The organism is Stenotrophomonas nitritireducens (assembly GCF_001431425.1).
Taxonomy (GTDB): Bacteria; Pseudomonadota; Gammaproteobacteria; order Xanthomonadales; family Xanthomonadaceae; genus Stenotrophomonas; species Stenotrophomonas nitritireducens.
The window spans coordinates 49,481-69,437 of sequence record NZ_LDJG01000015.1; the positions used below are offsets into that span (position 1 = coordinate 49,481).

General features: G+C 70.3%; 19 protein-coding genes. 11 read left to right on the forward strand and 8 right to left on the reverse strand.

Features of this window, described 5'->3' with window-relative positions; genetic code table 11:
* Positions 1-43: 43 nt before the first annotated feature.
* Together bioA and bioD are read left to right on the forward strand one after the other, a co-directional pair.
* Positions 44-1,336 carry an adenosylmethionine--8-amino-7-oxononanoate transaminase gene (gene bioA / locus ABB22_RS10160; protein ID WP_200911348.1) on the forward strand — a complete coding sequence of 431 codons (1,293 nt, stop codon included), beginning with the start codon at positions 44-46 and terminating at the stop codon, positions 1,334-1,336.
* Positions 1,333-1,983, forward strand: coding sequence for a dethiobiotin synthase (bioD, locus tag ABB22_RS10165; protein ID WP_055766557.1), 651 nt, complete (start codon positions 1,333-1,335; stop codon positions 1,981-1,983). The genes bioA and bioD overlap by 4 nt, the downstream gene beginning before the upstream one ends.
* Positions 1,984-2,214: 231 nt before the next feature.
* On the opposite strand, the gene ABB22_RS10170 is transcribed toward bioD, so the two are convergent.
* Positions 2,215-4,581 carry a membrane-bound PQQ-dependent dehydrogenase, glucose/quinate/shikimate family gene (locus tag ABB22_RS10170; RefSeq protein WP_055766554.1) on the reverse strand — a complete coding sequence of 789 codons (2,367 nt, stop codon included), beginning with the start codon at positions 4,579-4,581 and terminating at the stop codon, positions 2,215-2,217.
* A gap of 201 nt (positions 4,582-4,782) precedes the next feature.
* Between ABB22_RS10170 and ABB22_RS18895 the strand changes: the two genes are divergently transcribed.
* The gene (locus ABB22_RS18895; protein ID WP_268768277.1) at positions 4,783-4,911 is read left to right on the forward strand and encodes a hypothetical protein; all 129 of its coding nucleotides are present in this window, start codon (positions 4,783-4,785) and stop codon (positions 4,909-4,911) included.
* Positions 4,912-4,983: 72 nt separating this feature from the next.
* Here ABB22_RS18895 and ABB22_RS10175 read toward each other — a convergent pair whose 3' ends face one another.
* Positions 4,984-5,373, reverse strand: a complete 390-nt coding sequence (locus tag ABB22_RS10175) for a DUF6165 family protein (protein ID WP_152984118.1) — start codon at positions 5,371-5,373, stop codon at positions 4,984-4,986.
* Between the two features lie 147 nt (positions 5,374-5,520).
* Here ABB22_RS10175 and ABB22_RS10180 point away from each other — a divergent pair, with 147 nt between their 5' ends.
* Positions 5,521-5,949, forward strand: coding sequence for a hypothetical protein (locus tag ABB22_RS10180; protein ID WP_152984119.1), 429 nt, complete (start codon positions 5,521-5,523; stop codon positions 5,947-5,949).
* 28 nt (positions 5,950-5,977) lie between these two features.
* Here the strand turns inward: ABB22_RS10180 and ABB22_RS10185 are convergent, their stop codons facing one another.
* On the reverse strand, positions 5,978-6,178 hold the full coding sequence (locus ABB22_RS10185; protein WP_055766545.1) for a heavy-metal-associated domain-containing protein: 201 nt from the start codon (positions 6,176-6,178) through the stop codon (positions 5,978-5,980).
* 147 nt (positions 6,179-6,325) lie between these two features.
* Between ABB22_RS10185 and ABB22_RS10190 the strand changes: the two genes are divergently transcribed.
* From ABB22_RS10190 to ABB22_RS10200, 3 genes are all read left to right on the forward strand, one after another.
* Positions 6,326-8,806: a heavy metal translocating P-type ATPase gene (locus ABB22_RS10190; protein ID WP_055766542.1), complete on the forward strand. Its 2,481-nt coding sequence runs from the start codon at positions 6,326-6,328 to the stop codon at positions 8,804-8,806.
* Positions 8,807-8,899: 93 nt separating this feature from the next.
* Entirely contained in the window at positions 8,900-9,373 is a 474-nt protein-coding gene (gene cueR / locus ABB22_RS10195) for a Cu(I)-responsive transcriptional regulator (protein ID WP_082443549.1), read from the forward strand.
* Positions 9,374-9,508: 135 nt separating this feature from the next.
* The gene (locus tag ABB22_RS10200; protein ID WP_055766539.1) at positions 9,509-10,084 is read left to right on the forward strand and encodes an OmpO family porin; all 576 of its coding nucleotides are present in this window, start codon (positions 9,509-9,511) and stop codon (positions 10,082-10,084) included.
* A gap of 330 nt (positions 10,085-10,414) precedes the next feature.
* On the opposite strand, the gene ABB22_RS10205 is transcribed toward ABB22_RS10200, so the two are convergent.
* Complete coding sequence (locus tag ABB22_RS10205) at positions 10,415-10,885, reverse strand: YehS family protein (RefSeq protein ID WP_055766536.1); 471 nt, start codon at positions 10,883-10,885, stop codon at positions 10,415-10,417.
* A 107-nt stretch (positions 10,886-10,992) separates the two neighbouring features.
* Here ABB22_RS10205 and ABB22_RS10210 point away from each other — a divergent pair, with 107 nt between their 5' ends.
* Positions 10,993-12,039: an NAD(P)-dependent alcohol dehydrogenase gene (locus ABB22_RS10210; protein ID WP_057505207.1), complete on the forward strand. Its 1,047-nt coding sequence runs from the start codon at positions 10,993-10,995 to the stop codon at positions 12,037-12,039.
* A gap of 7 nt (positions 12,040-12,046) precedes the next feature.
* Positions 12,047-12,370: a DUF6122 family protein gene (locus ABB22_RS10215; protein WP_055766530.1), complete on the forward strand. Its 324-nt coding sequence runs from the start codon at positions 12,047-12,049 to the stop codon at positions 12,368-12,370.
* Between the two features lie 34 nt (positions 12,371-12,404).
* On the opposite strand, the gene ABB22_RS10220 is transcribed toward ABB22_RS10215, so the two are convergent.
* From ABB22_RS10220 to ABB22_RS10230, 3 genes are all read right to left on the reverse strand, one after another.
* Entirely contained in the window at positions 12,405-12,842 is a 438-nt protein-coding gene (locus tag ABB22_RS10220; RefSeq protein WP_055766526.1) for a hypothetical protein, read from the reverse strand.
* A 97-nt stretch (positions 12,843-12,939) separates the two neighbouring features.
* Positions 12,940-14,151 carry an NAD(P)/FAD-dependent oxidoreductase gene (locus tag ABB22_RS10225; protein WP_055766523.1) on the reverse strand — a complete coding sequence of 404 codons (1,212 nt, stop codon included), beginning with the start codon at positions 14,149-14,151 and terminating at the stop codon, positions 12,940-12,942.
* A 23-nt stretch (positions 14,152-14,174) separates the two neighbouring features.
* Positions 14,175-14,666 carry a lipocalin family protein gene (locus tag ABB22_RS10230; protein WP_055766520.1) on the reverse strand — a complete coding sequence of 164 codons (492 nt, stop codon included), beginning with the start codon at positions 14,664-14,666 and terminating at the stop codon, positions 14,175-14,177.
* Positions 14,667-14,809: 143 nt separating this feature from the next.
* Here ABB22_RS10230 and ABB22_RS10235 point away from each other — a divergent pair, with 143 nt between their 5' ends.
* Together ABB22_RS10235 and ABB22_RS10240 are read left to right on the forward strand one after the other, a co-directional pair.
* Entirely contained in the window at positions 14,810-15,058 is a 249-nt protein-coding gene (locus ABB22_RS10235; RefSeq protein WP_055766515.1) for a hypothetical protein, read from the forward strand.
* Positions 15,059-15,261: 203 nt separating this feature from the next.
* Positions 15,262-17,643, forward strand: coding sequence for a DUF3772 domain-containing protein (locus tag ABB22_RS10240; RefSeq protein ID WP_082443548.1), 2,382 nt, complete (start codon positions 15,262-15,264; stop codon positions 17,641-17,643).
* 42 nt (positions 17,644-17,685) lie between these two features.
* Here ABB22_RS10240 and ABB22_RS10245 read toward each other — a convergent pair whose 3' ends face one another.
* Positions 17,686-19,788, reverse strand: coding sequence for a phosphoglycerol transferase I (locus tag ABB22_RS10245; RefSeq protein WP_055766508.1), 2,103 nt, complete (start codon positions 19,786-19,788; stop codon positions 17,686-17,688).
* Positions 19,789-19,957 lie beyond the last annotated feature (169 nt).

The window sequence follows — 19,957 nt, forward strand, 5'->3', positions numbered from 1 at the left end:
TACGCGCCCGCACGCCACCGCACCGGTGGCACGAAACACGCACATGCTGACCGATCCATTCGACAGGGAGCATCTCTGGCATCCCTACAGCGCGCTTGGCCAGGCGCTGCCGGCATTGAAGGTGGCGCGCGCCGACGGCGTGCTGCTGGAACTGGCCGACGGCACGCGGCTGATCGACGGCATGGCCTCGTGGTGGTGCGCGATCCACGGCTACAACCATCCGGCGCTGAACCAGGCGGCCATCGACCAGCTCGGGCGCATGTCGCACGTGATGTTCGGCGGGCTCACCCACGAGCCGGCCATCGCTCTGGGCAGGCAGCTGCTGGCGATCGTGCCGCAGCCGCTGGATGCGATCTTCTATGCCGACTCCGGTTCGGTGTCGGTGGAAGTGGCGCTGAAGATGGCGATCCAGTACCAGGCCGCGCGCGGCCGGCCCGGCCGCCACGACATCGCCACCACGCGTTCGGGTTATCACGGCGACACCTGGAACGCGATGTCGGTCTGCGATCCGGTCACCGGCATGCATGGCCTGTTCGGTGCGGCGCTGCCGTCGCGCCGCTTCGTGCCGGCGCCGGCCACGCCGTTCGACGGGCAATGGGACGCGGCCGAGATCGTGCCGCTCGAGCGCCTGTTCGCCGAGCACGGCGACGAACTGGCCGCCTTCATCATCGAGCCGGTGGTGCAGGGCGCCGGCGGCATGCGCTTCTACCACCCGCAGTACCTGCGCGAACTGGCGCGGCTGTGCCGCGAGCACGACGTGCTGCTGATCTGCGACGAGATCGCCACCGGCTTCGGTCGCAGCGGCCGGCTGTTCGCCTGCGAGCACGCCGGCATCGCCCCGGACATCCTGTGCATCGGCAAGGCGCTGACCGGGGGCTACATGACCCTGGCCGCGACGATCACCCGCCGCGACATCGCCGACACGATCGCCTCCGGCGAGGCCGGCGTGTTCATGCACGGGCCGACCTTCATGGCCAACCCGCTGGCCTGCGCGGTGGCGCTGGCGTCCACGCAGCTGCTGCTGGCGCAGGACTGGCAGGGCAACGTGCAGCGGATCGAACGCACCCTACGCGAACGGCTGGCGCCGGCGCGCGCGCTGCCGCACGTAAGCGATGTGCGCGTGCTCGGCGCCATCGGCGTGATCGAGCTGACCGCGCCGCTGCGGCTGGAACGCATCCGGCAGCGCATGCTGGAGCAGGGCATCTGGATCCGTCCGTTCGGAAGGCTGGTGTACGTGATGCCGCCCTACGTGATCGACGACGCGCAGCTGCGGCAGCTGTGCGACGGCATGGTCGCGCTGGTGGAAGGACTGCAGGCCGGGGATATGCGCGCATGAGCGGCGAGGTGATTTTCGTCGGTGGCATCGACACCGAGATCGGCAAGACCGTGGTGACCGGCTGGCTGGCGCGGCAATGGATCGAACAGGGCCGCGAGGTGATCACCCAGAAGCTGGTGCAGACCGGCTGCGTGGGCGCGTCGGACGACATCCTGCTGCACCGGCGGCTGATGGGCAGCGGCCTGTTCGACGAGGACCGCGACGGCACCACCATGCCGGCGCTGTATGCCTACCCGGCCTCGCCGCACCTGGCGGCGAAGCTGGAAGGCCGCGCGCTGGACCTGGACGCCATCGCCGCCGCCACTGCGCGGCTGCGCGCGCGTTACGACACGGTGCTGGTGGAAGGCGCCGGCGGGCTGCTGGTGCCGTTGACGGCCGAACTGCTGACCCTCGACTACGTGGCGGCGCAGGGTTGGCCGGTGATCCTGGTCACCTCCGGGCGGCTGGGCAGCATCAACCACACCCTGCTGTCGCTGGAGGCCATCGCCGCGCGCGGCGTCGCGCTGCACGGCATCGCCTGGAACGGCCGCGACGACGGCAGCGACGAGGTCATCGCCGCCGAAAGCCGCCGCTATCTCCGTCAGTGGATGCAGGCGCGCTTCCCGCAGGCGCGCTGGTACGACGTGCCGGTATTGATGCTGGATTGAGCGTCCACTTCCCCTAGGTGCGGGGCTCGCCCCGCACGCTTGCGCCGCAATTCATCGCAAAGCCCCATGCCGGGCGGGCCCGGCATCCACGAGGTTGCGCCGCCATGGTGGGTGGCCGGATCGCCCGCGTTGCGCATCGCCCCGCGCGGGCGTCGCGGGGCCGGCGTGTCGAGGACCGCGTCGTGTGGCAGGAGCGCGATGGAGCCGTGCCGCTGCCTCACGCGTTCCTCTTCACTCCTTCCCGCCTGCGCTTCCGTCCTTCAGCCGGTAGGCGAGCACGTAGTCTCCCGGCCGGGTGCCGATCGAACCATGGCCGCCAGCCACCAGCAGCACCATCTGCCGGCCCTGGCTGTCCAGGTAGGTCATCGGCGTGGCCTGGCCGCCGGCGGGAATGCGCACGTTCCACAGCACCTTGCCGCTGGCCAGGTCGTAGGCGCGGAAGTTGTCGTCCACCGCCGCGGCCAGGAAGGCGACGCCGCCGGCGGTCAGCAGCGGGCCGCCGATGCCGGGCACGCCCAGGCGTATCGGCACCGGCACCGGCGAGAGGTCGCGGATGCTGCCGTTGCGGTACTGGTAGGCGATCTTGCCGGTGCGCAGGTCGGCGGCGGCGACAGTGCCCCATGGCGGCGCCTGGCAGGGCACGCCCAGTGGCGACAGGAACGGCTTGAGTTCCACCGCGTAGTCGGCGCCCTTGTTCTCGTTCAGGCCGTGCTCGCCGGTGTTCATCGCCTGCCCGCCGAGCTGCTCCTTGGGCACCAGGGTGGAGACGAAGGCCAGGTAGGTCGGCATGCCGAACATCGCCTGCCGCTGCGGGTCCACCGCCACGCCGCCCCAGTTGAAGGTGCCGAAATTGCCCGGGTAGATCAGCGAACCGCGCAGCGACGGCGGGGTATAGCGGCCCTCGTAGCGCAGGCGGCGGAACTGGATGCGGCACAGCATCTGGTCGACCAGGCTGGCGCCCCACATGTCGGCCTCGCGCAGCGGCGGCGGCTCGAAGCTCAGCGCCGAATAGGGCTGGCGTGCGGCCACGGTCTGGCCGGGAATGTCCGTGCCCTGCGGCGCCGGGCGCTCGCCCACCGGCAGCAGGGGATGGCCGTCGCGGCGGTCTAGCACGTAGACGTCACCCTGCTTGGTGGGCACCACCAGCGCGGGCGTGCGCCCCTGCGGCAGGTCCAGGTCCAGCAGCGAGGGTTGCGCAGGCGTATCCATGTCCCACAGGTCGTGGTGCACGAACTGGCGCACCCAGCGTACCTGGCCGCTGGACAGGTCCAGCGCGACCACGGAGGAGGCGTATTTTTCCTCCGCCGGACTGCGGTACATGCCGAGCTGGTCCGGGGTGCGGTTGCCCATCGGGAAGTAGGCCAGGCCCAGCGCTTCGTCGGCGCTGGCCACCGCCCAGCTGTTGGGCGAACTGGCGGTATAGACCTGCGCCGGGTCGGCCGGGTCCAGCGGCGCGGTCTGCGTCGGGTTGCCCGAATCCCAGTTCCACAGCAGCCTGCCGCTGCGCGCGTCGTAGGCGCGGATCACGCCGGAGGGCGAGTCCACCGCGTAGTTGTCGTTGACCGCGCCGGCCACGATCACCTTGCCGGCGGCCACCAGCGGCGGCGAGGTCGAATAGTAGTAGCCGGCCTGCTTGAACGGCATATTGTGGGTCAGGTCGAGCACGCCATGGTCGGCGAAGTCCTCGCAATGGCGGCCGGTCGACGCATCCAGCGCATGCAGTTTCGCGTCGGCACTGGCCAGGAACACGCGCGTCGCGCAGGCGCCGTCGGCCGCGGTGGCGGCGTTGTCGCCGGCCGGCGCGGCGAACCACGACAGCCCGCGGCAGGTCTGGTGCTGGCGCTGCGGTTCCATGCCCGCACCCGGGTCGAAGCGCCAGCGCTCCTTGCCGGTATCGGCGTCCAGCGCCAACGCCCAGCTGTGCGGGGTGCACAGGTAAAGCGTGTTGCCGATCTTCAGCGGCGTGGCCTCGTAGGTGGTCTCGCCCACGTCCTGCGGCAGGCGCACGTCGCCGGTGCGCATCTGCCAGGCCAACTGCAACCGCTCGGCATTCGCCGGGGTGATCTGCGCCAGCGGCGAATAGCGCTGGCCATAGTCGCTGCGGCCGTAGGCGCTCCATTCGCCGGGCGGCGGCGCGTTGTCGCCGAGCGCGGGCGTGCCGGTGTTGGCGGCCACCGGCAGGGTCCCGTGGATCTCGTGCAGGTGGCGCGGGATGCCGGCCAGCGCCACCGCCGCCAACAACAGCGACGCGCCCAGCACCGGCCAGCCGGCCGGGCCGGTGTAGCCATGCGGCCCGGAGCGGCGCGCCGCGGGCAGGGCCAGCAGCAGGCCGAGCAGTACCGGCACGCCCAGGCGGGTCGCCAGCGGCCACCAGTACAGCCCGGCTTCCCACAACGACCAGGCCAGCAGCACCAGCAGCCATCCGGCGTACAGCCAGCCCGCCCAGCGACGGTGGCGCCACAGTCCCCAGGCCACCGCGAGCAGTGCCAGTCCGCTGAGCAGGTAGAACGCGCTGCCGCGCAACGCCAGCAACCAGCCGCCGCCGACGGCCAGGGTCAGCCCGGACAGCAGGAACAGGCACAACATGATCACGCGCATGGCGCACCCGCATGGCACGGAAGGTGCGGCCATGGTGCGCGCGGCCATGTCTGCGCCGCGTCATGCGCCGTTTCGGCGTGGCGTTGTACCGGTGGCGGGCGGGATGGCTTGAAAAAGCAGGGCGCCGCCGCGATATTGCCGGATCGAACAACGAAGAAGAGAGGGCTCATGGAAGCCATCACGACTGGAATGGTCCAGTGCATGAAGTGCAATACGGTGTACCGGCCCGCGATCAAGGTGCTGGAGAGCGTCTGCCCGATGTGCCTGTCGATCAAGACCGCACCGGTGCCGGCCGGACAGGCGCGCAGCGCCGCGGCCAGCCTGCGCTGAACCGCAGCCACGCCGCACCCCACGCAGGCCAGGTCATCGACCTGGCCTTTTCATTGCGCGAAACCGGGCGGCCTATTCGCCCTGGTACTGCTTTTCCTCGACCAGCGCCGAGCCGGCGACGCGGTTGATCTCGTTCTTGACCGCCACGCGTTCGCCGTTGGTGCCGTAGACGCCGCGCGCCAGGGCGACGAAGCCATCGCCGAAATCCTGCGCGGTTTCCTTGGCGCGCAGCTGGTCCTGGATGTCCCACATGCGTTCGTTGATCGCCTTGAGCTGCTGCTTGAGCGCGGCCAGTTCCGGGCGCGCGGCCTGCTGCTGCAGCCACAGCGGCCACAGGCCGTCCAGCTCGGTGCGCACGTTGTCCAGCTTGGCCGCGTCGGCGATGCGCTCGGCCTTGATTTCCAGGATGGTGATCTTGTCGATCAGTTCGCCGATCGATACCGGGGTGAGGATGGTCTGCACGCGCATGCCGCCGAGGAAGATTGGCGGCCATGATAACGCCCCGCCACGAGGGCCCCCGGCATGGCGGAAAAGTTGCCGATGAACCGGTGCTGGTGGCGCCGTGCCGATGCCGCGCACAATGCCGCTTCCCGTTCCATGGAGGCTCCGATGCCGATGCGCCCGACCTTGCGCCTGCTTGCCGCCACGCTGCTGTGCGTGGGTTCCATCGCGGGCGTCGATGCCTCCGGGCTGGCGCGCCTGCAGGGCGCATGGCAACTGCAGTCGGGCGAGTTCGTCGATGGCGACGGCGCGCGCGTAGACTACGCCAGCCGCGGCCTGGCCGGCAGCAAGGTGCTCGCCGACGGCCGCTTCGCCTTCACCACCACCAGCAACGGCACGTTCTGGGCCGGTGGCTCGGGTACCTACGAGGGCGACGGCGTGCGCTACGTGGAGACGCCGCTGATGGCGTCCTATCCGCTGGAGGGCGGTGGCCGCTACGAGTTCCGCTACACACTGGAGGGCGATGTGTGGACGCTGGAGCGCTGGGAGGGCGGGCGTCGCGTCGAGCGCGAGGTGTGGAAGCGCGTGGGCCGCTGAGAGCGGGGCGGCGCCCCGCTGCATGGGATCAGGCCTGCTCCACCTGCGGCGGAAAGCCGGCTTCGTCCAGCGCGCTGGCGAAGCGTTCGGCCGGCTGCGTCGATGCGATGCGCACGCGCTTGGTGGCCAGGTCGATCTCGACCGTCGCGGCCGGGTCCACCTCCTTGACGGTGGCGGTGACGCTGCGCGCGCAGCCGCCGCAGGTCATGTTCCCGATATGCAGTTCCATGGCGTTCTCCTTGAAGGGATGGGCAGTCTGGACCTTGCCATGGTGGCAAGGTCAAGCGCCGCCGGCTGGTGAGCCGGAGGTGTTGACCTTCCCATGATGGGAAGCTTCATGATGCCGCCATCATGGATAAATCCAGGTGAGCCGGCGATGAGCCAGAACAGCCAGAACCGCGTCGATGCGGGCGGAACGACGCAGGAGTTCCCTGTGGAGGGCATGACCTGCGCTTCGTGCGTGGGCCGGGTGGAGCGCGCGCTGGCCGCCGTGCCCGGCGTGGCCAGCGCGGCGGTGAACCTGGCCACCGGCCGCGCCACCGTGCGCGGCGATGGCGTGGACCGGCAGGCATTGGTCCGAGCGGTGGAGAAGGCCGGTTACGAGGTGCCCGCGCCGGTACCGCTGGAGCTCGGCATCGACGGCATGACCTGCGCCTCGTGCGTGGGCCGCGTCGAGCGTGTTCTGGCCAGGGTGCCCGGCGTGCGGTCGGCCAGCGTCAACCTCGCCACCGGCCGCGCACTGGTGCACGGCGACGCCGCGCTCGATCCGGCCGCGCTGGTCGCGGCGGTCGCGAAAGCCGGCTACCAGGCGCACATGCTGGAGGCGGCCGTGGACGACGACCGCGAAGCGCAGCGCCGCGACGACGAACTGCGCGGCCTCAGGCGCGACCTGCTGCTGGCCGCGGCGCTGACCCTGCCGGTGTTCGTACTGGAAATGGGTGCGCACCTGGTGCCGGCCTTCCACCACGCCATCGCCGCGACCCTGGGCACACACAACAGCTGGCTGCTGCAGTTCGCGCTGACCACCCTGGTGCTGGCGATCCCCGGTCGCCGCTTCTACCGCGCCGGCATACCCGCGCTGCTGCGCGCCGCGCCGGACATGAACTCGCTGGTCGCGGTCGGCACGCTGGCCGCCTACGGCTTCTCGCTGGTGGCGACCTTCCTGCCGGGCCTGCTGCCGGCGGGCACGGTCAATGTCTATTACGAAGCGGCGGCGGTCATCGTCACCCTGATCCTGCTCGGGCGCATGCTCGAAGCGCGCGCCAGGGGCCGCACCTCCGAGGCGATCAGGCGCCTGCTCAAGCTGCAGGCCAGGACCGCGCGCGTGCGCCGCGATGGCGGCGCGGTGGAGGTGCCGCTGGCGCAGGTCGTGGCCGGCGACGTGATCGACGTGCGTCCCGGCGAGCGCATCGCGGTCGATGGCGTGGTGGTGGACGGCGACAGCTACGTGGACGAATCGATGATCACCGGCGAGCCGGTGCCGGTGGCCAAGGCGGCCGGCGCCGGCGTGGTCGGCGGCACCGTCAACCAGACCGGCGCGCTCGGCGTGCGCGCCACCGCGGTCGGCGGCGCCACCGTGCTGGCGCAGATCATCCGCCTGGTGGAGCAGGCGCAGGGCGCCAAGCTGCCGATCCAGGCGCGGGTGGACCGCATCACGATGTGGTTCGTGCCGGTGGTGATGGGCCTGGCGCTGCTCACTTTCGCGGCATGGTGGCTGTCCGGGCCTTCGCCGGCGCTGACGTTCGCCCTGGTCAACGCGGTGGCGGTGCTGATCATCGCCTGCCCCTGCGCGATGGGCCTGGCGACGCCGACCTCGATCATGGTCGGCACCGGCCGCGGCGCGGAGCTGGGCGTGCTGTTCCGCAAGGGCGAGGCGCTGCAGCTGCTGAAGGAAGCGACGGTGGTGGCGGTGGACAAGACCGGCACCCTGACCGAAGGCCGGCCGCTGCTGACCGACCTGCACCTGGCCGACGGCTTCGCCCGCGGGCCGGTGCTGGCGCAGGTGGCGGCGGTGGAAGATCGTTCCGAGCATCCGATCGCGCGCGCGATCGTGAAGGCCGCGCTGGAAGACGGGCTGGCGCTGCCGCCGGTGCAGGCCTTCGAGTCGGTCACCGGCCATGGCGTGCGCGCGCAGGTGGACGGCGTGCGGGTGGAGGTGGGCGCGGACCGCTTCATGCAGAAGATCGGGCTGGATGTGCTGGCGTTCGCCGCCATCGCCACGCGGCTCGGCGAGGAAGGCAAGACCCCGCTGTATGCCGCCATCGACGGCAGGCTCGCCGCGATCATCGCCGTCTCCGATCCGATCAAGCCCGACACCGCCGCGGCCATCGCCCGCCTGCACGCGCTGGGGCTGAAGGTGGCGATGATCACCGGCGACAACCGCCGTACCGCCGAAGCCATCGCGCGTCAGCTGGGCATCGACGAGGTGGTGGCCGAGGTGCTGCCGGAAGGCAAGGTCGATGCGGTCAACCGGCTGCAGGCCGCGCATGGCCGCCTGGCCTACGTCGGCGACGGCATCAACGACGCGCCGGCGCTGGCCGCGGCCGACGTCGGCATGGCCATCGGCACCGGCACCGACGTGGCGATCGAGGCCGCCGACGTGGTGCTGATGTCCGGCAGCCTGCAGGGCGTGCCCAACGCCATCGCGCTGAGCCAGGCGACGATGCGCAACATCGGCCAGAACCTGTTCTGGGCATTCGCCTACAACACCGCGCTGATCCCGGTGGCGGCGGGCGTGCTGTATCCGCTGTGGGGCGTGCTGCTGTCGCCGGTGTTCGCCGCCGGGGCGATGGCGCTGTCCTCGGTGTTCGTGCTCGGCAACGCGCTGCGGCTGCGGCGATTCATGCCCTGGGCATGAGCACGGGCGCACCTTTGCGCGTGATGAGGTTTTCCCGGTACGACCCATGGCGCGCTGTGGTGCGCCCCCACGGAGACGATGATGGAAGACGCCATGAACATCGGCCAGGCGGCCAAGGCCACCGGCATCTCGGCCAAGATGATCCGCTACTACGAGGACAGCGGCCTGATCGGCCCGGTGGCGCGCACCGCGTCCGGCTACCGCGTCTACGGGCCGCGCGACATCCACACGCTGGGCTTCATCAAGCGCTCGCGCGACATGGGCTTCAGCGTGGAACGCATCGGCGGACTGCTGCAGCTGTGGCGCGACCGCTCGCGCCACAGCGCCGACGTCAAGCGCATGGCGCTGGAGCATGTGGCGGTGCTGCAGCAGCGGATCGCCGAACTGCAGGACATGGTGGCCACGGTGCAGACCCTGGCCGACTGCTGCGCCGGCGACGAGCGGCCGGACTGCCCGATCCTCAGCGACATCGCCACCGGTGCGCCGCTGCATTCTCCGGCGGGAGGCAAAAGGCTGGCGAAAGGAAGCCGTGGCAGGGCGCGCGCGTGCCAGAAAACGCCTGAATAAAAGCCTAAAAAAGCCGTTCAGGCGGGACGGCGACTTCAGGAAGGATTGAGGTGGATAACGGAAAAATTACATCCGGACGCAGGCAGCCGACGAGCCGCCGCGCCACCAGACAGTAATTCCTGAAGGTGTACCCCCATGAAGACTTCCCTGATTGCCCTGGCCCTGGCGGCCGCCCTCCCGTTCGCCGCTTCGGCTGCCGACAATCTTTCCTACAACTACGTCGAAGGCGACTACGTCAAGACCGACGTTTCCGGTCCCGACGCCGACGGTTGGGCGCTGAAGGGCTCCTGGGCCTTCCACCCGAACTTCCATGTTTTCGGTGATTTCACCCAGCAGAAGATCGACCACACCGACGCCAAGTACGACCAGTGGCGCATCGGTGCGGGCTACAACCGCGCCATCGCGCCGAGCGCCGACCTGGTCGCGCGCGTGGCCTACCAGAAGTTCGACCCGCACCACAGCAACCTGGACTTCGACGGTTACAACGCCGAAGTGGGCCTGCGCAACGCGTTCGGCGAGCACGTCGAGGTGTATGCCTTTGCTGGTTACCAGGACTACACCAGGAAGCACGGCGTCAATCCGGAAGGCCAGTTCTACGGCCGCCTGGGTGGCCAGGTGAAGTTGAACCAGAACTGGGGCATCAACGGCGACATCAAGATGGACCGCCACGGCGACAAGGAATGGTCGGTCGGCCCGCGCTTCAGCTGGTAAGAAGCCCGCGGACAGCGACATGCAAAAAGCCCGGCGATGCCGGGCTTTTTGCTGTGCGCCAGTCGTGCCGCACATCCTGTAGCGCCGGGCACCGCCCGGCGGGGCTTGCCCGGGAAAGCTCCAGCGGGGCGTTGCCCCGCTCTACAGGGGGCTGGTCGTGATGCCCAGCGATGCCGGGCTTCTGCCGTGGACCTGTCGTGCCGGACCGGTTGCAGGGCAGGGCATCCTGTAGCGCCGGGCATCGCCCGGCGGGTTTGCCCGGGAAGGCTCCAGCGGGGCGTTGCCCCGCTCTACAGGGGCACGGCGATGCGGCGGACGGTGGCGTCCCCGTCAGGCGGCGCGCAGGCGTGCGGTCAGGCCCTTGAGGAAATTGCGCAGCGCCTGGTCGCCGCAGGGCCGGTAGTTCTTGTGGTCCGGCTGGCGGAACAGGGCCGACAGCTCCGGCTTGGACAGCGGGAAGCCGGCCGCCTCGAAGATCTCGTGCATGTCCACGTCCTTGAGCTGGAAGGCGACGCGCAGCTTCTTCAGCACCAGGTTGTTGGTGATGCGCGTTTCCGGCGCGCGCTGCGGCTGCGAGTCGTCGCGACCGCGGAAGTGGAGGATCAGGCCATCGAGGAAGCGCGCCAGCGCCGCGTCCGGGCAGGCTTCGAACAGCGGCTCGTCGTCGCGGCGCAGGAAATCGTGCACCTGCGCCTGGTCCACGTCGAACGCCGGGTCGGCCATGTGGATCAGGTCCACCACATGCTTGTCGCCCAGGTCGAGCATGTAGCGGATGCTGCGCAGTACGTCGTTGTTGATCATCACCACTCCGGAACGGCCGCGGCGCGACTGCCCGGCAGGGCGCACAGTGTAACGCCGCCGCCGGGAGCGGCCGGTACAATCCGGTGGTCCTTCCCCCCGGAACAGCCATGCACATTCCCGCCTACGCCGCGCTATCGGCCGGCGCGCCGCTGCAGCCAATGGCCATCGAGCGCCGCGCGCTGCGCCCGGACGACGTGGCCATCGACATCCTGTACTGCGGCGTCTGCCACTCGGACCTGCACCAGGTCCGCAACGACTGGGGCGGTTCGCGCTATCCGATGGTGCCGGGCCACGAGATCATCGGCCGGGTCAGTGCGGTGGGCAGCGCGGTCGCGCGGCTGAAGGTGGGCGATCCGGTCGGTGTCGGCTGCATGGTCGACAGCTGCCTGGCCTGCGACCAGTGCGGGCACGGCGAGGAGCAGTTCTGCCGGCAGGGCCCGACCATGACCTACAACGGCCGCGATCGCGTCAGCGGGGAGACCACGCTGGGCGGCTATTCGCGGATGATCGTGGTGCGCGAGCCGTTTGCCATCGGCCTGTCGCCGAAGCTGGACCTGGCGCGCGCCGCGCCGCTGCTGTGCGCCGGCATCACCACCTGGTCGCCGCTGCGCCACTACGGCGCCGGCCCCGGCACGCGGCTGGGCGTGGTGGGGCTGGGCGGACTGGGGCACATGGCGGTCAAGCTCGGCGTGGCCCTGGGCTGCGAGGTCACCCTGGTGACCGGCAGCGCGGCCAAGGCCGACGATGCGCGCGCGCTTGGCGCGCACCGCGTGCTGCTGTCGCGCGACGCCGAGGCGATGAAGGCGGCGGCTGCATCGATGGACCTGGTCATCGACACGGTGCCGGTGGCGCACGAACTCGACCCCTACGTGCGCCTGCTCGACGTGGAAGGCCGCATCGTCGTGGTCGGCGCGCTGGAGCAGATGCCGGTCAACGCCGCGGCGCTGATGCGCGGCCGCCGGCAGGTGTCCGGCTCGCTGATCGGCGGCATCGCGCAGACCCGCGAACTGCTGGAGTTCTGCGCCGAGCGCGGCGTCTACCCGGACTGCGAATCGATCCCGATGCAGCGCATCGACGAGGCTTTCGCGCGCATGGAGCGTTCGGACGTGAAATACCGCTTCGTCATCGACATGGCCTCGCTGGCCGGCGCCTGAGCGGCCGATGGGACTGCGCGCGATCCTGCACCTGTGCCTGCACGCGGCGGTGCCGGCCCTGCTGGCGTGGCTGTTCTGGCGCCCGCGCTTCGGCCGCGCCTGGCTGCTGATGCTGCTGGGCTGGGTGATCGACCTGGACCACCTGCTGGCCGATCCGATCTATGCGCCGGACCGCTGCAGCATCGGTTTCCACCCGCTGCACACCGCGCCGGCGGCCATCGTCTATGCGGGCCTGCTGCTGCCGCGGCGCACGCGGCTGTTCGGCATCGGCCTGCTGCTGCACCTGGCGCTGGACGCCATCGACTGCGCCTGGATGCGCTGCGGCGGTTGATGCCGTCCGCGCCGGTGGCCGGCGCGGCGTGGGCTCACCAGCCGCCGTACCAGGGGCCGGGGCCGTAGCCGAACGGGCCGGCGCCCTTGCCCTGGCTGACATGGATGTTCAGGTCCACGCGCCGGGTCTTGCCTTCGTCGGTGTTGTAGTTCTTGCCGATGTTGATATCGGCCGAACTCCAGTGGCTGTTGCCGTAGGCCTTGGAATAACCGATGCCGGTGCTGAGCGCGCCGTGCACCTGCAGCTTGTCGTCGACCACCGTCGCGGCCGTGGCGTCCTTGCGCGGCAACGGGCCGCTGTGGTCGCCGTAGTAGGTGCCCGGAGCATCGGCCTGGTAGGACGGATCGTTGAGATAGCGCATCGGCGCCTGCGGCACGCTCAGGTCCAGCGAGCCCGGCGCGGTGCCGGCCGGCTGCGCCGTCGCCAGGGCCGGCGCCAGCAGGCAGGCAAGGATCGTGAAGGACCGGTTCATCGCGCTGGCGCTCCTGGCTGGGGCCGTCATCGTGGCAGGTGGGAGACGCTGACGCTAGCGCGGCGGCGGTGAACCGGGGCTGTCGTGGGCGGCGCGCTCACTCCTGGCGGGCGAAACCGAACAACCCCGACAGCCGGTGCCGGCGCCGCTCGATCGCCGCGCGCAGCAGGCCGGCGCCGAGCATCGAGTAGGTGATGCCGTTGCCGCCATAGGCCATGGCGAACAGCACGCGTGGTCCCCATTGCGGATGTGCGCCGAAGAACGGCAGTCCGTCGCGGGTTTCGGCGAAGGTGCCGGCCCAGGCGAAGGCCGGCTTCACCGGCAGTTGCGGGAACAGGCGCCGCACCTTGGCGACCAGCCGATGCGCCTTGCGGTCCACGCGCGCATCGCGGCGTGCCGGAACGTCCACGGCGTCGTCCTCGCCGCCGACCAGCAGGCGCAGGTCGGCGGTGCTGCGCAGGTACAGGTAGGGACGGGCCGATTCCCACAGCATGGTCCGGCGCAGCGGCCCGAGCGCCTCGGCCGGCAGCGGATCGGTGACGAAGGCATAGCTGCTGCGGTTGCGCGCGACGCGCTGGTCGAGCCAGCGTTCGTTGGCATAGCCGGCGGCCAGCACCACATGGCCGCAGCGTACCTGCACGCCATCGGCGGTGGTCGCCACCACGCCGTGCGAGATCGGGCGCAGGCTGGCGATGGTGGTGCGGTCGAACACCCGCGCGCCGCGCCGCTGCAGGCGCGCCAGCAGGCGGTGCGCCATGCGGTACGGGTCCAGGCTGGCGGCCAGGTCGCTGAGGATGGCCGCCGGCGCCTGGAAGCCATAGGCGGCAAGCAGGTCGCCCGGTTCCAGCCAGTGCACGCCGAAGCCGTGCTTCCTGCGCAGCCCGAACTCGGCGCGCAGGTCGTCGCGATGGCGCCTGCGGCTGGCGTAGTAGAGGCTGTCGCCGCGGCGGAAGTCGACGCCGCGCACTTCCGCCGCGAGCGCCTGCAGCGCCGGGATCGCGTCGGCGCAGGCGCGGTAGGCCAGCACCGCCGCCTGCTCGCCGTAACGTTTGGCCAGGTCGACCATGTGCGTATCGATCTCGTACTGCAGCAGCGCGGTGCTGGCCGCGCTCGATCCCCAGCCGATGTCGCGCTGTTCCACTACCGCCACGTCGTGCCCGTGGCGGGCCAGCTCGTCGGCGACCAGCGCGCCGGTGATGCCGCCGCCGATCACCAGGACATCGCAGCGCAGCGCCTGCCGCAACGGCGGATAGGCGCGCATCAGGCCGTTCCTGACCGCCCAGAAGGGGTAGCCGCTCTTCAGGTCCATGCAGCGGTCCCGTCGCAGGCCGTTCAGGCGGTCGGATGGCCGGTGTGCGGCGTGTGGATCAGGCGCTCCACGTCGAAGCCCTGTTGGCGCGCGTAGCCGATGTAGTGCTGGCGGGTGGTCTCGTCCATGTGCGGTTCGCGCGCCAGCAGCCACAGGTACTTTCGGTCCGGGCTGCCGACCAGCGCGTTGGCATAGCCGGCATCGACCAGGATCACCCAGTAGTCGCCCTTGGTGAACGGAATCCAGCGCAGCCCTTCGGGCAGGAAGCTCACCTCCAGGCGGCTGTTGGACGCATCGATCGGCCGGGCCTGGCCGATGGCCTCCTGCAGTTCGCCATCGCGCAGGCAGCGGTTGCGCACGCGGATGCCGCCATCGTCTTCGAGCGTGTAGTGCGCGCTGACGTCGGTGGCATCTTCCGGTTCGTGGCGCATCGGCAGGCGGTCGATCTCGTACCAGGTGCCGAGATAGCGCGGCAGGTCGAGGGCGGCGACGGTGGGCAGCGGCGGATGGTTCATGGCGGACTCCGGCAGGGCGGGCCCATGGAGCTATAGGCCAGCGGCGGTGAATGCGATGTGCCCAAGCGCTCGCCCGCGGCGTCGCGGCACGCTCCGGCAACGCGCTTGCGTTAGGCTTGCAGCTCCGAAAACGGGAGAGGCCGATGTACGCCGTGATCCTTCTCAAGGACCCGGAGCGCTTTGCGCGCGAACGCTGGGAGCAGGTCCCGGACCTGGTCGACTACGAGGGCGGAAGCTACTCGCTGCGCGCCGGGCCGCGGCAGCCGCTGCCGACCGACCGCGAGTGGGACCCGGTGGCGGTGTATGCGCTCGACGAGCTCACCGAGGAAGAATTCCAGGACCTCTACGCGTCGCATCGGCCGCACGTTGCCGAGCTCGGCCTGAAGTACTGAGCCGGGCTGCGCGATGCTCGCCGTGCGGGCAACAGGACGGCGCTGGCAGGCGCGCTGTTGTCGGAGCGTGGACGCGGGCTGACTTATAGTCCGTACACGCGCGGTAGTCCGCGCATGACCGCGGATCCACCGCCTTGTCCTTCCGCCACCGTTTCCCGTTGCTGCGCGCGTTGTTGCTGGTGTTCCTGCTGGCCGGGAGCGGCATGTCGCCCCTGGCGGCCAGTGCCGCCGACCCGGGCGCCGAGGCGCCGTCGCCGCAGGCGCGCATCGGCCAGGCCGAGCGCGCGCTGCAGGCGGTGCGTCGTTCGCTGGACGACGCCGACGCGCCGGAAACACTGCGCACGCTTTCCGAACAGGCGCTGCAGGCCAAGCGCGATGCCGATGCCGCGGTGGCGGCGCTGGTGCCGCAGCTGGAGCAGATCGACGCACGCATCGCCCAGCTCGGGCCGCTGGACGACGGTGCCACCGAGGAGCGCAGCATCACCCGCCAGCGCAACGCGCTGGATCAGCAGCGCAGCCAGGTCGATGCGGACGTCAAGCGCGGCAAGCTGCTGGCCGAGGATGCGCGCCAGCTGAGCGATTCGATCGAGAAGGCGCGCAGCCAGCAGATCGGCGAGCAGTTCGGACGCAAGGTCGGTTCGCCGCTGTCGCCGGCGCTGTGGCGCCAGTTCGCCGGCAGCCTGCCCGACGACCTCACGCGCATCCAGGGGCTGTACCGGCAGGCGGCAGGCGGCCTGGAAACGGCGGTGGCCGCGCATGGCTGGAGCTCGCCGCTGCTGGGGGCGGCGCTGGCCCTGCTGATGGTGTTCCCGCTGCGGCTGTGGCTGCGCCACCTCGGCCGCCGCTATGCCGCTTCCGACCACGCGCCGGCCGGGCGCCTGCGCCGTTCGGGACTGGCGGTCTGGCTGCTGCTGGTCGGTACCCTGCTGCCGGGTTTCGCCGCCGTGGTGATGGTCGCCAGCCTGCATGGGATCTCGGCGATTCCGCCGCGGCTGGAGTCGGTGGCGGACAAGTTCATCTGGGTCACCTTCGTATCGGCCTTCATCGCCGCGCTGGCGGCCTGCCTGCTGGTACCGCACCGGCCATCGTGGCGGCTGCTCAACATCGACGACACGGCGGCGCTGCGCCTGCGCTGGTTCGCCAGGGGAGCCGCCGGACTGACCTGGCTGACCGTGCTGCTGCGCGAGATCAACCGCGCCGCGCGCACCTCGCAGGTAAGCACGGTCACGCTCGACGGCCTGGTCGCGTTGACGTACGTGGCGCTGATCATGGCAATGCTGGCGACGTTGACCCGGCTGCACCGGCGCCGCGCGGCCGAGGCCGCGCTGGCCGAGCAGCAGGCCGACGCGTCGCCGGGAGCGAAGCTGCCGCGCGCGGCGCGCAGCGGCTGGCTGGTGCTGGCGCGCCTGGGCGGCCACCTGACCGTGCTGGCGGCGCTGCTGGCGACCCTGCTGGGTTACCTCAACTTCGCCATGTTCGTCGCCCAGCAGATGGTCTGGATCACCGTCGTGGTGCTGGCGATCTCGCTGCTGACCCGCTTCGCCGACGACCTGTCGTTGTGGCTGCTGGCCCCGGACAGCGCCTTCGGCCGTACCCTGCGCCTGTCCACCGGCGTGCAACCGGCACGGCTGGAGCAGGCCGGGGTGCTGTTGTCGGCGGTACTGCGGGTCGGCCTGGTGCTGCTGGGCATCGTCGCGGTGGTGGCGCAGTTCGGCAATCTCGGCGCTCTGTACGGGCTGGCCGACACGCTGGAGGCGGGCCTGAAGATCGGCGGCCAGTCGCTGCGCCCGTCCGCGGTGTTCTGGGCGGTGCTGGTGCTGGTGCTGGGCCTGGCCCTGATGAAGGCGCTGCAGCAGTGGCTGGTGGATACCTACCTGCCCAAGACCGGGCTGGACATCGGCGCGCGCAATTCGATCAGCACCGTCGCCCGCTACCTCGGCATCGTGCTGGCGGTGCTGTGGGCGCTGGCCACGCTGGGCATCGGCTTCGAGAAGCTGGCGTTGCTGGCCAGCGCCCTGTCGGTGGGCATCGGCTTCGGCCTGCAGGCGATCACCCAGAACTTCGTCTCCGGGCTGATCCTGCTGGCCGAACGGCCGGTGAAGATCGGCGACTGGGTGAAGATCGGCGACCAGGAGGGCGACATCCGCCGCATCTCGGTGCGCTCGACCGAGATCCAGGTGGGCGACAAGTCCACCCTGATCGTGCCCAACTCGGAACTGATCACCAAGACCATCCGCAACATGACGATGGCCAATGCGCTGGGCCGCATCCAGATCCAGTTCTCGGTACCGCTGGGCACCGACGTGGGGCAGGTGCGGCAACTGCTGCTGGACATCTTCGCCGGCAACGAGAAGGTGCTGGCCGAGCCGGCACCGTCGGTGTTCATCGATTCGATCGGCGGCGGGCTGGTGGCGCTGAACTGCTTCGCCTATGTGTCCAGCCCGCGCAGCGTCTATGGCGCGCGCAGCGAGGTGCTGTTCGAGCTGCTCAGGCAGCTGGCCGCGCATGGCATCCCGTTGTCCACGCCGACCGATGTCAGGCTGGTGCGCGGGGCGGTGCCGCCGGAGGCGGACGTCGCCGGCTAGCGGCGGGCCGCCGGCAGGAACGCGGCCCGGCGGCGAGGGAGCTCAGGAACGGGGCCGGCCGCGGATCGCCGGCACCAGCGCGTAGCTGTCCACCGCCAGTTTCTCCGCATGGCCCAGCCAGGCGCGGATCTCCAGGTCGTCGATCTCCTCGTCCAGGCCCAGCGGCAGGGTGATGCGGCCGTCGCGGTCCGGCAGCACCCATTGCTGGGCCACCACCACCTTGCGCTGCGAGGACACCGCCTCGACCCAGAACGCGCGTTCCGGGCGCTGGCTGGCGTACAGCTCCAGCACGTACCGGCCGGGACGCGTGTGCTGCGCCTGGCGGCTGATCATGCGCGACTGGCGCACGCTCGGGCGCGGGCCGTGGAATGGCTCCAGCGGCGCGTCCACGGCGATGCCGCGGCGCAGCTGCGGATCGCGGTACAGGCGCATGCCCTGGTCGCTGTCCACCAGCAGCGCGCACCAGTCGCCGTCGGCCGAGGCGTCCTCGAAGGCGGTGCAGCGGTCCACATAGGCCAGGCGATGGCTGGGGTCGGCCTCGTCGAACCGGCGCGAGGTGTTCTCCAGATACACCGATTCCAGCGCCCATTGCGCGTCGTATTCCAGCAGCACCGGCGGCTGCACCTTCTGCACGCCGACCAGCACCTGGCCATCGTCCAGGCGCAGCATGCGGGTCTGGTCGCCCAGCCACAGCGAGCGGGCGAAGGCGCGGTAGCGCGCATAGTCGGACGGATCGGCCTTGAGCGCGGCGACGCTGGCGCTGGCCGCGCGTGGCGTGGCCAGCAGCGAACGGCCGAAGCCGATCGCATCGATGCCCGGATCCAGCAACTGCAGCAGGGTCGCGCCCGAATCCAGGGTGGTGCCGGCGTCGGCGGCCAGCTGGCGCGGGGCGATGTCCTTGCCCAGGAATAGCAGCAGGTTCTCGCGCTGCAGGTTCTCCAGCACATCGCTCAGGTCGTTGGGCATGGCCAGGTGGTCGGAGGCGACCACCACCAGCGTATCGTCGCCGAACTCGCTGGCGCGGATGCGGTCCACCAGCTGCGAGATCAGCCGGTCGGTGCACTTGAGCGCCTTGAGCAGGCCGATGTCGCCATACGCGCTCGGATAGCGCGTGCCCTTGCAGGCTACCGGCAGGTGCCCGGCCGGATGATGCGTGTCCATGGTCAGCGCGGTGAGCATGAACGGCTGGCCGGCGCGTGAGAGTTCGACGAAGCGGTCGAAGGCGCGTTCCAGCAGCACGTCGTCGTGGATGCCCCAGTTGGAGAAATGCTTGTCGGCGATGCCCTGTTCCTTGAACCAGGCCAGGTCGCGGATGTCGTCATAGCCATGGCTGGCGAGGAAGTCGGCCTTGGCCGCGAACTGGCCGTTGGCGCCGCCCATGTAGTGGTTGCCGTAGCCCTGCTGTTTCAGGTAATCGCCCAGGCAGAACGCCTCGGGCAGGAAGTGGCCCATGCGGCCCATGCTGTTCTCGTCGCCCTGCGCGGTGGTCAGCGGCACGCCGCACATCGACGAGACCAGGCCGGCGATGGTCCAGCCGCTGCCGTCGGCCGAGGCGATGCCGCGGAAATCCAGCGCTTCGCCGGCGAGGCGGCGCAGGTTGGGCATCAGCCCCGGAAACGCCTTCTCGTCCAGGTAGGTGCGTTCCAGGCTTTCGCCATAGATCCACACGATGTTCTTCGGCCGCGCCAGCGTGCGCGCGGGCACCACGTACTCCGGCGCCACCGCGCTGTAGTCCACCGGCTTCATCTGCTGGTACATGCGGCGCGCATCGCCATACAGCGGGCTGCCGAGGACGGCGGCCACCAGCAGCGCGGCGAACGCCGCCGACAATCCCGCGCCGTGCCGCGGCAGTCGGAAACGGCGCACGCGCAGCAGCAGCAGCGGAGCCAGCGACAGCAGGGCCAGGACCACGAAAGCGGCGATGTAGCCAGTGAAATCGCCGACCCCGGCGCCTTCCATGTCGCTGCGCAGGTGGTAGAGCGTGGCCGAATTGATGCCGTCGCCGCTGAGTCTATCGATCAGCCACCAGGCGCTGGAGGCCAGCAGCAGCAATGACAGCAGGCCCGCCTTGAGCCGCGCCAGCATGGGCGTGGCCAGCAACAACAGGAACAGCGCGGGCAGGTACAGCCAGAAGGTCCAATGCATGCGGTCGCTTGGGTAGTGGAAACGGAAGGCGCCCCGACGCGGGAGAGAAAAGGCGCGATCCACAGGCCCGTGTCAGGCTCATGAAATGTGGATGACAGAAATCATGCACAGACAAACCTGACTGAAATGTTTGCTGGAAACGGCATAGTGCGCGCTGTGCGGCAGCGGG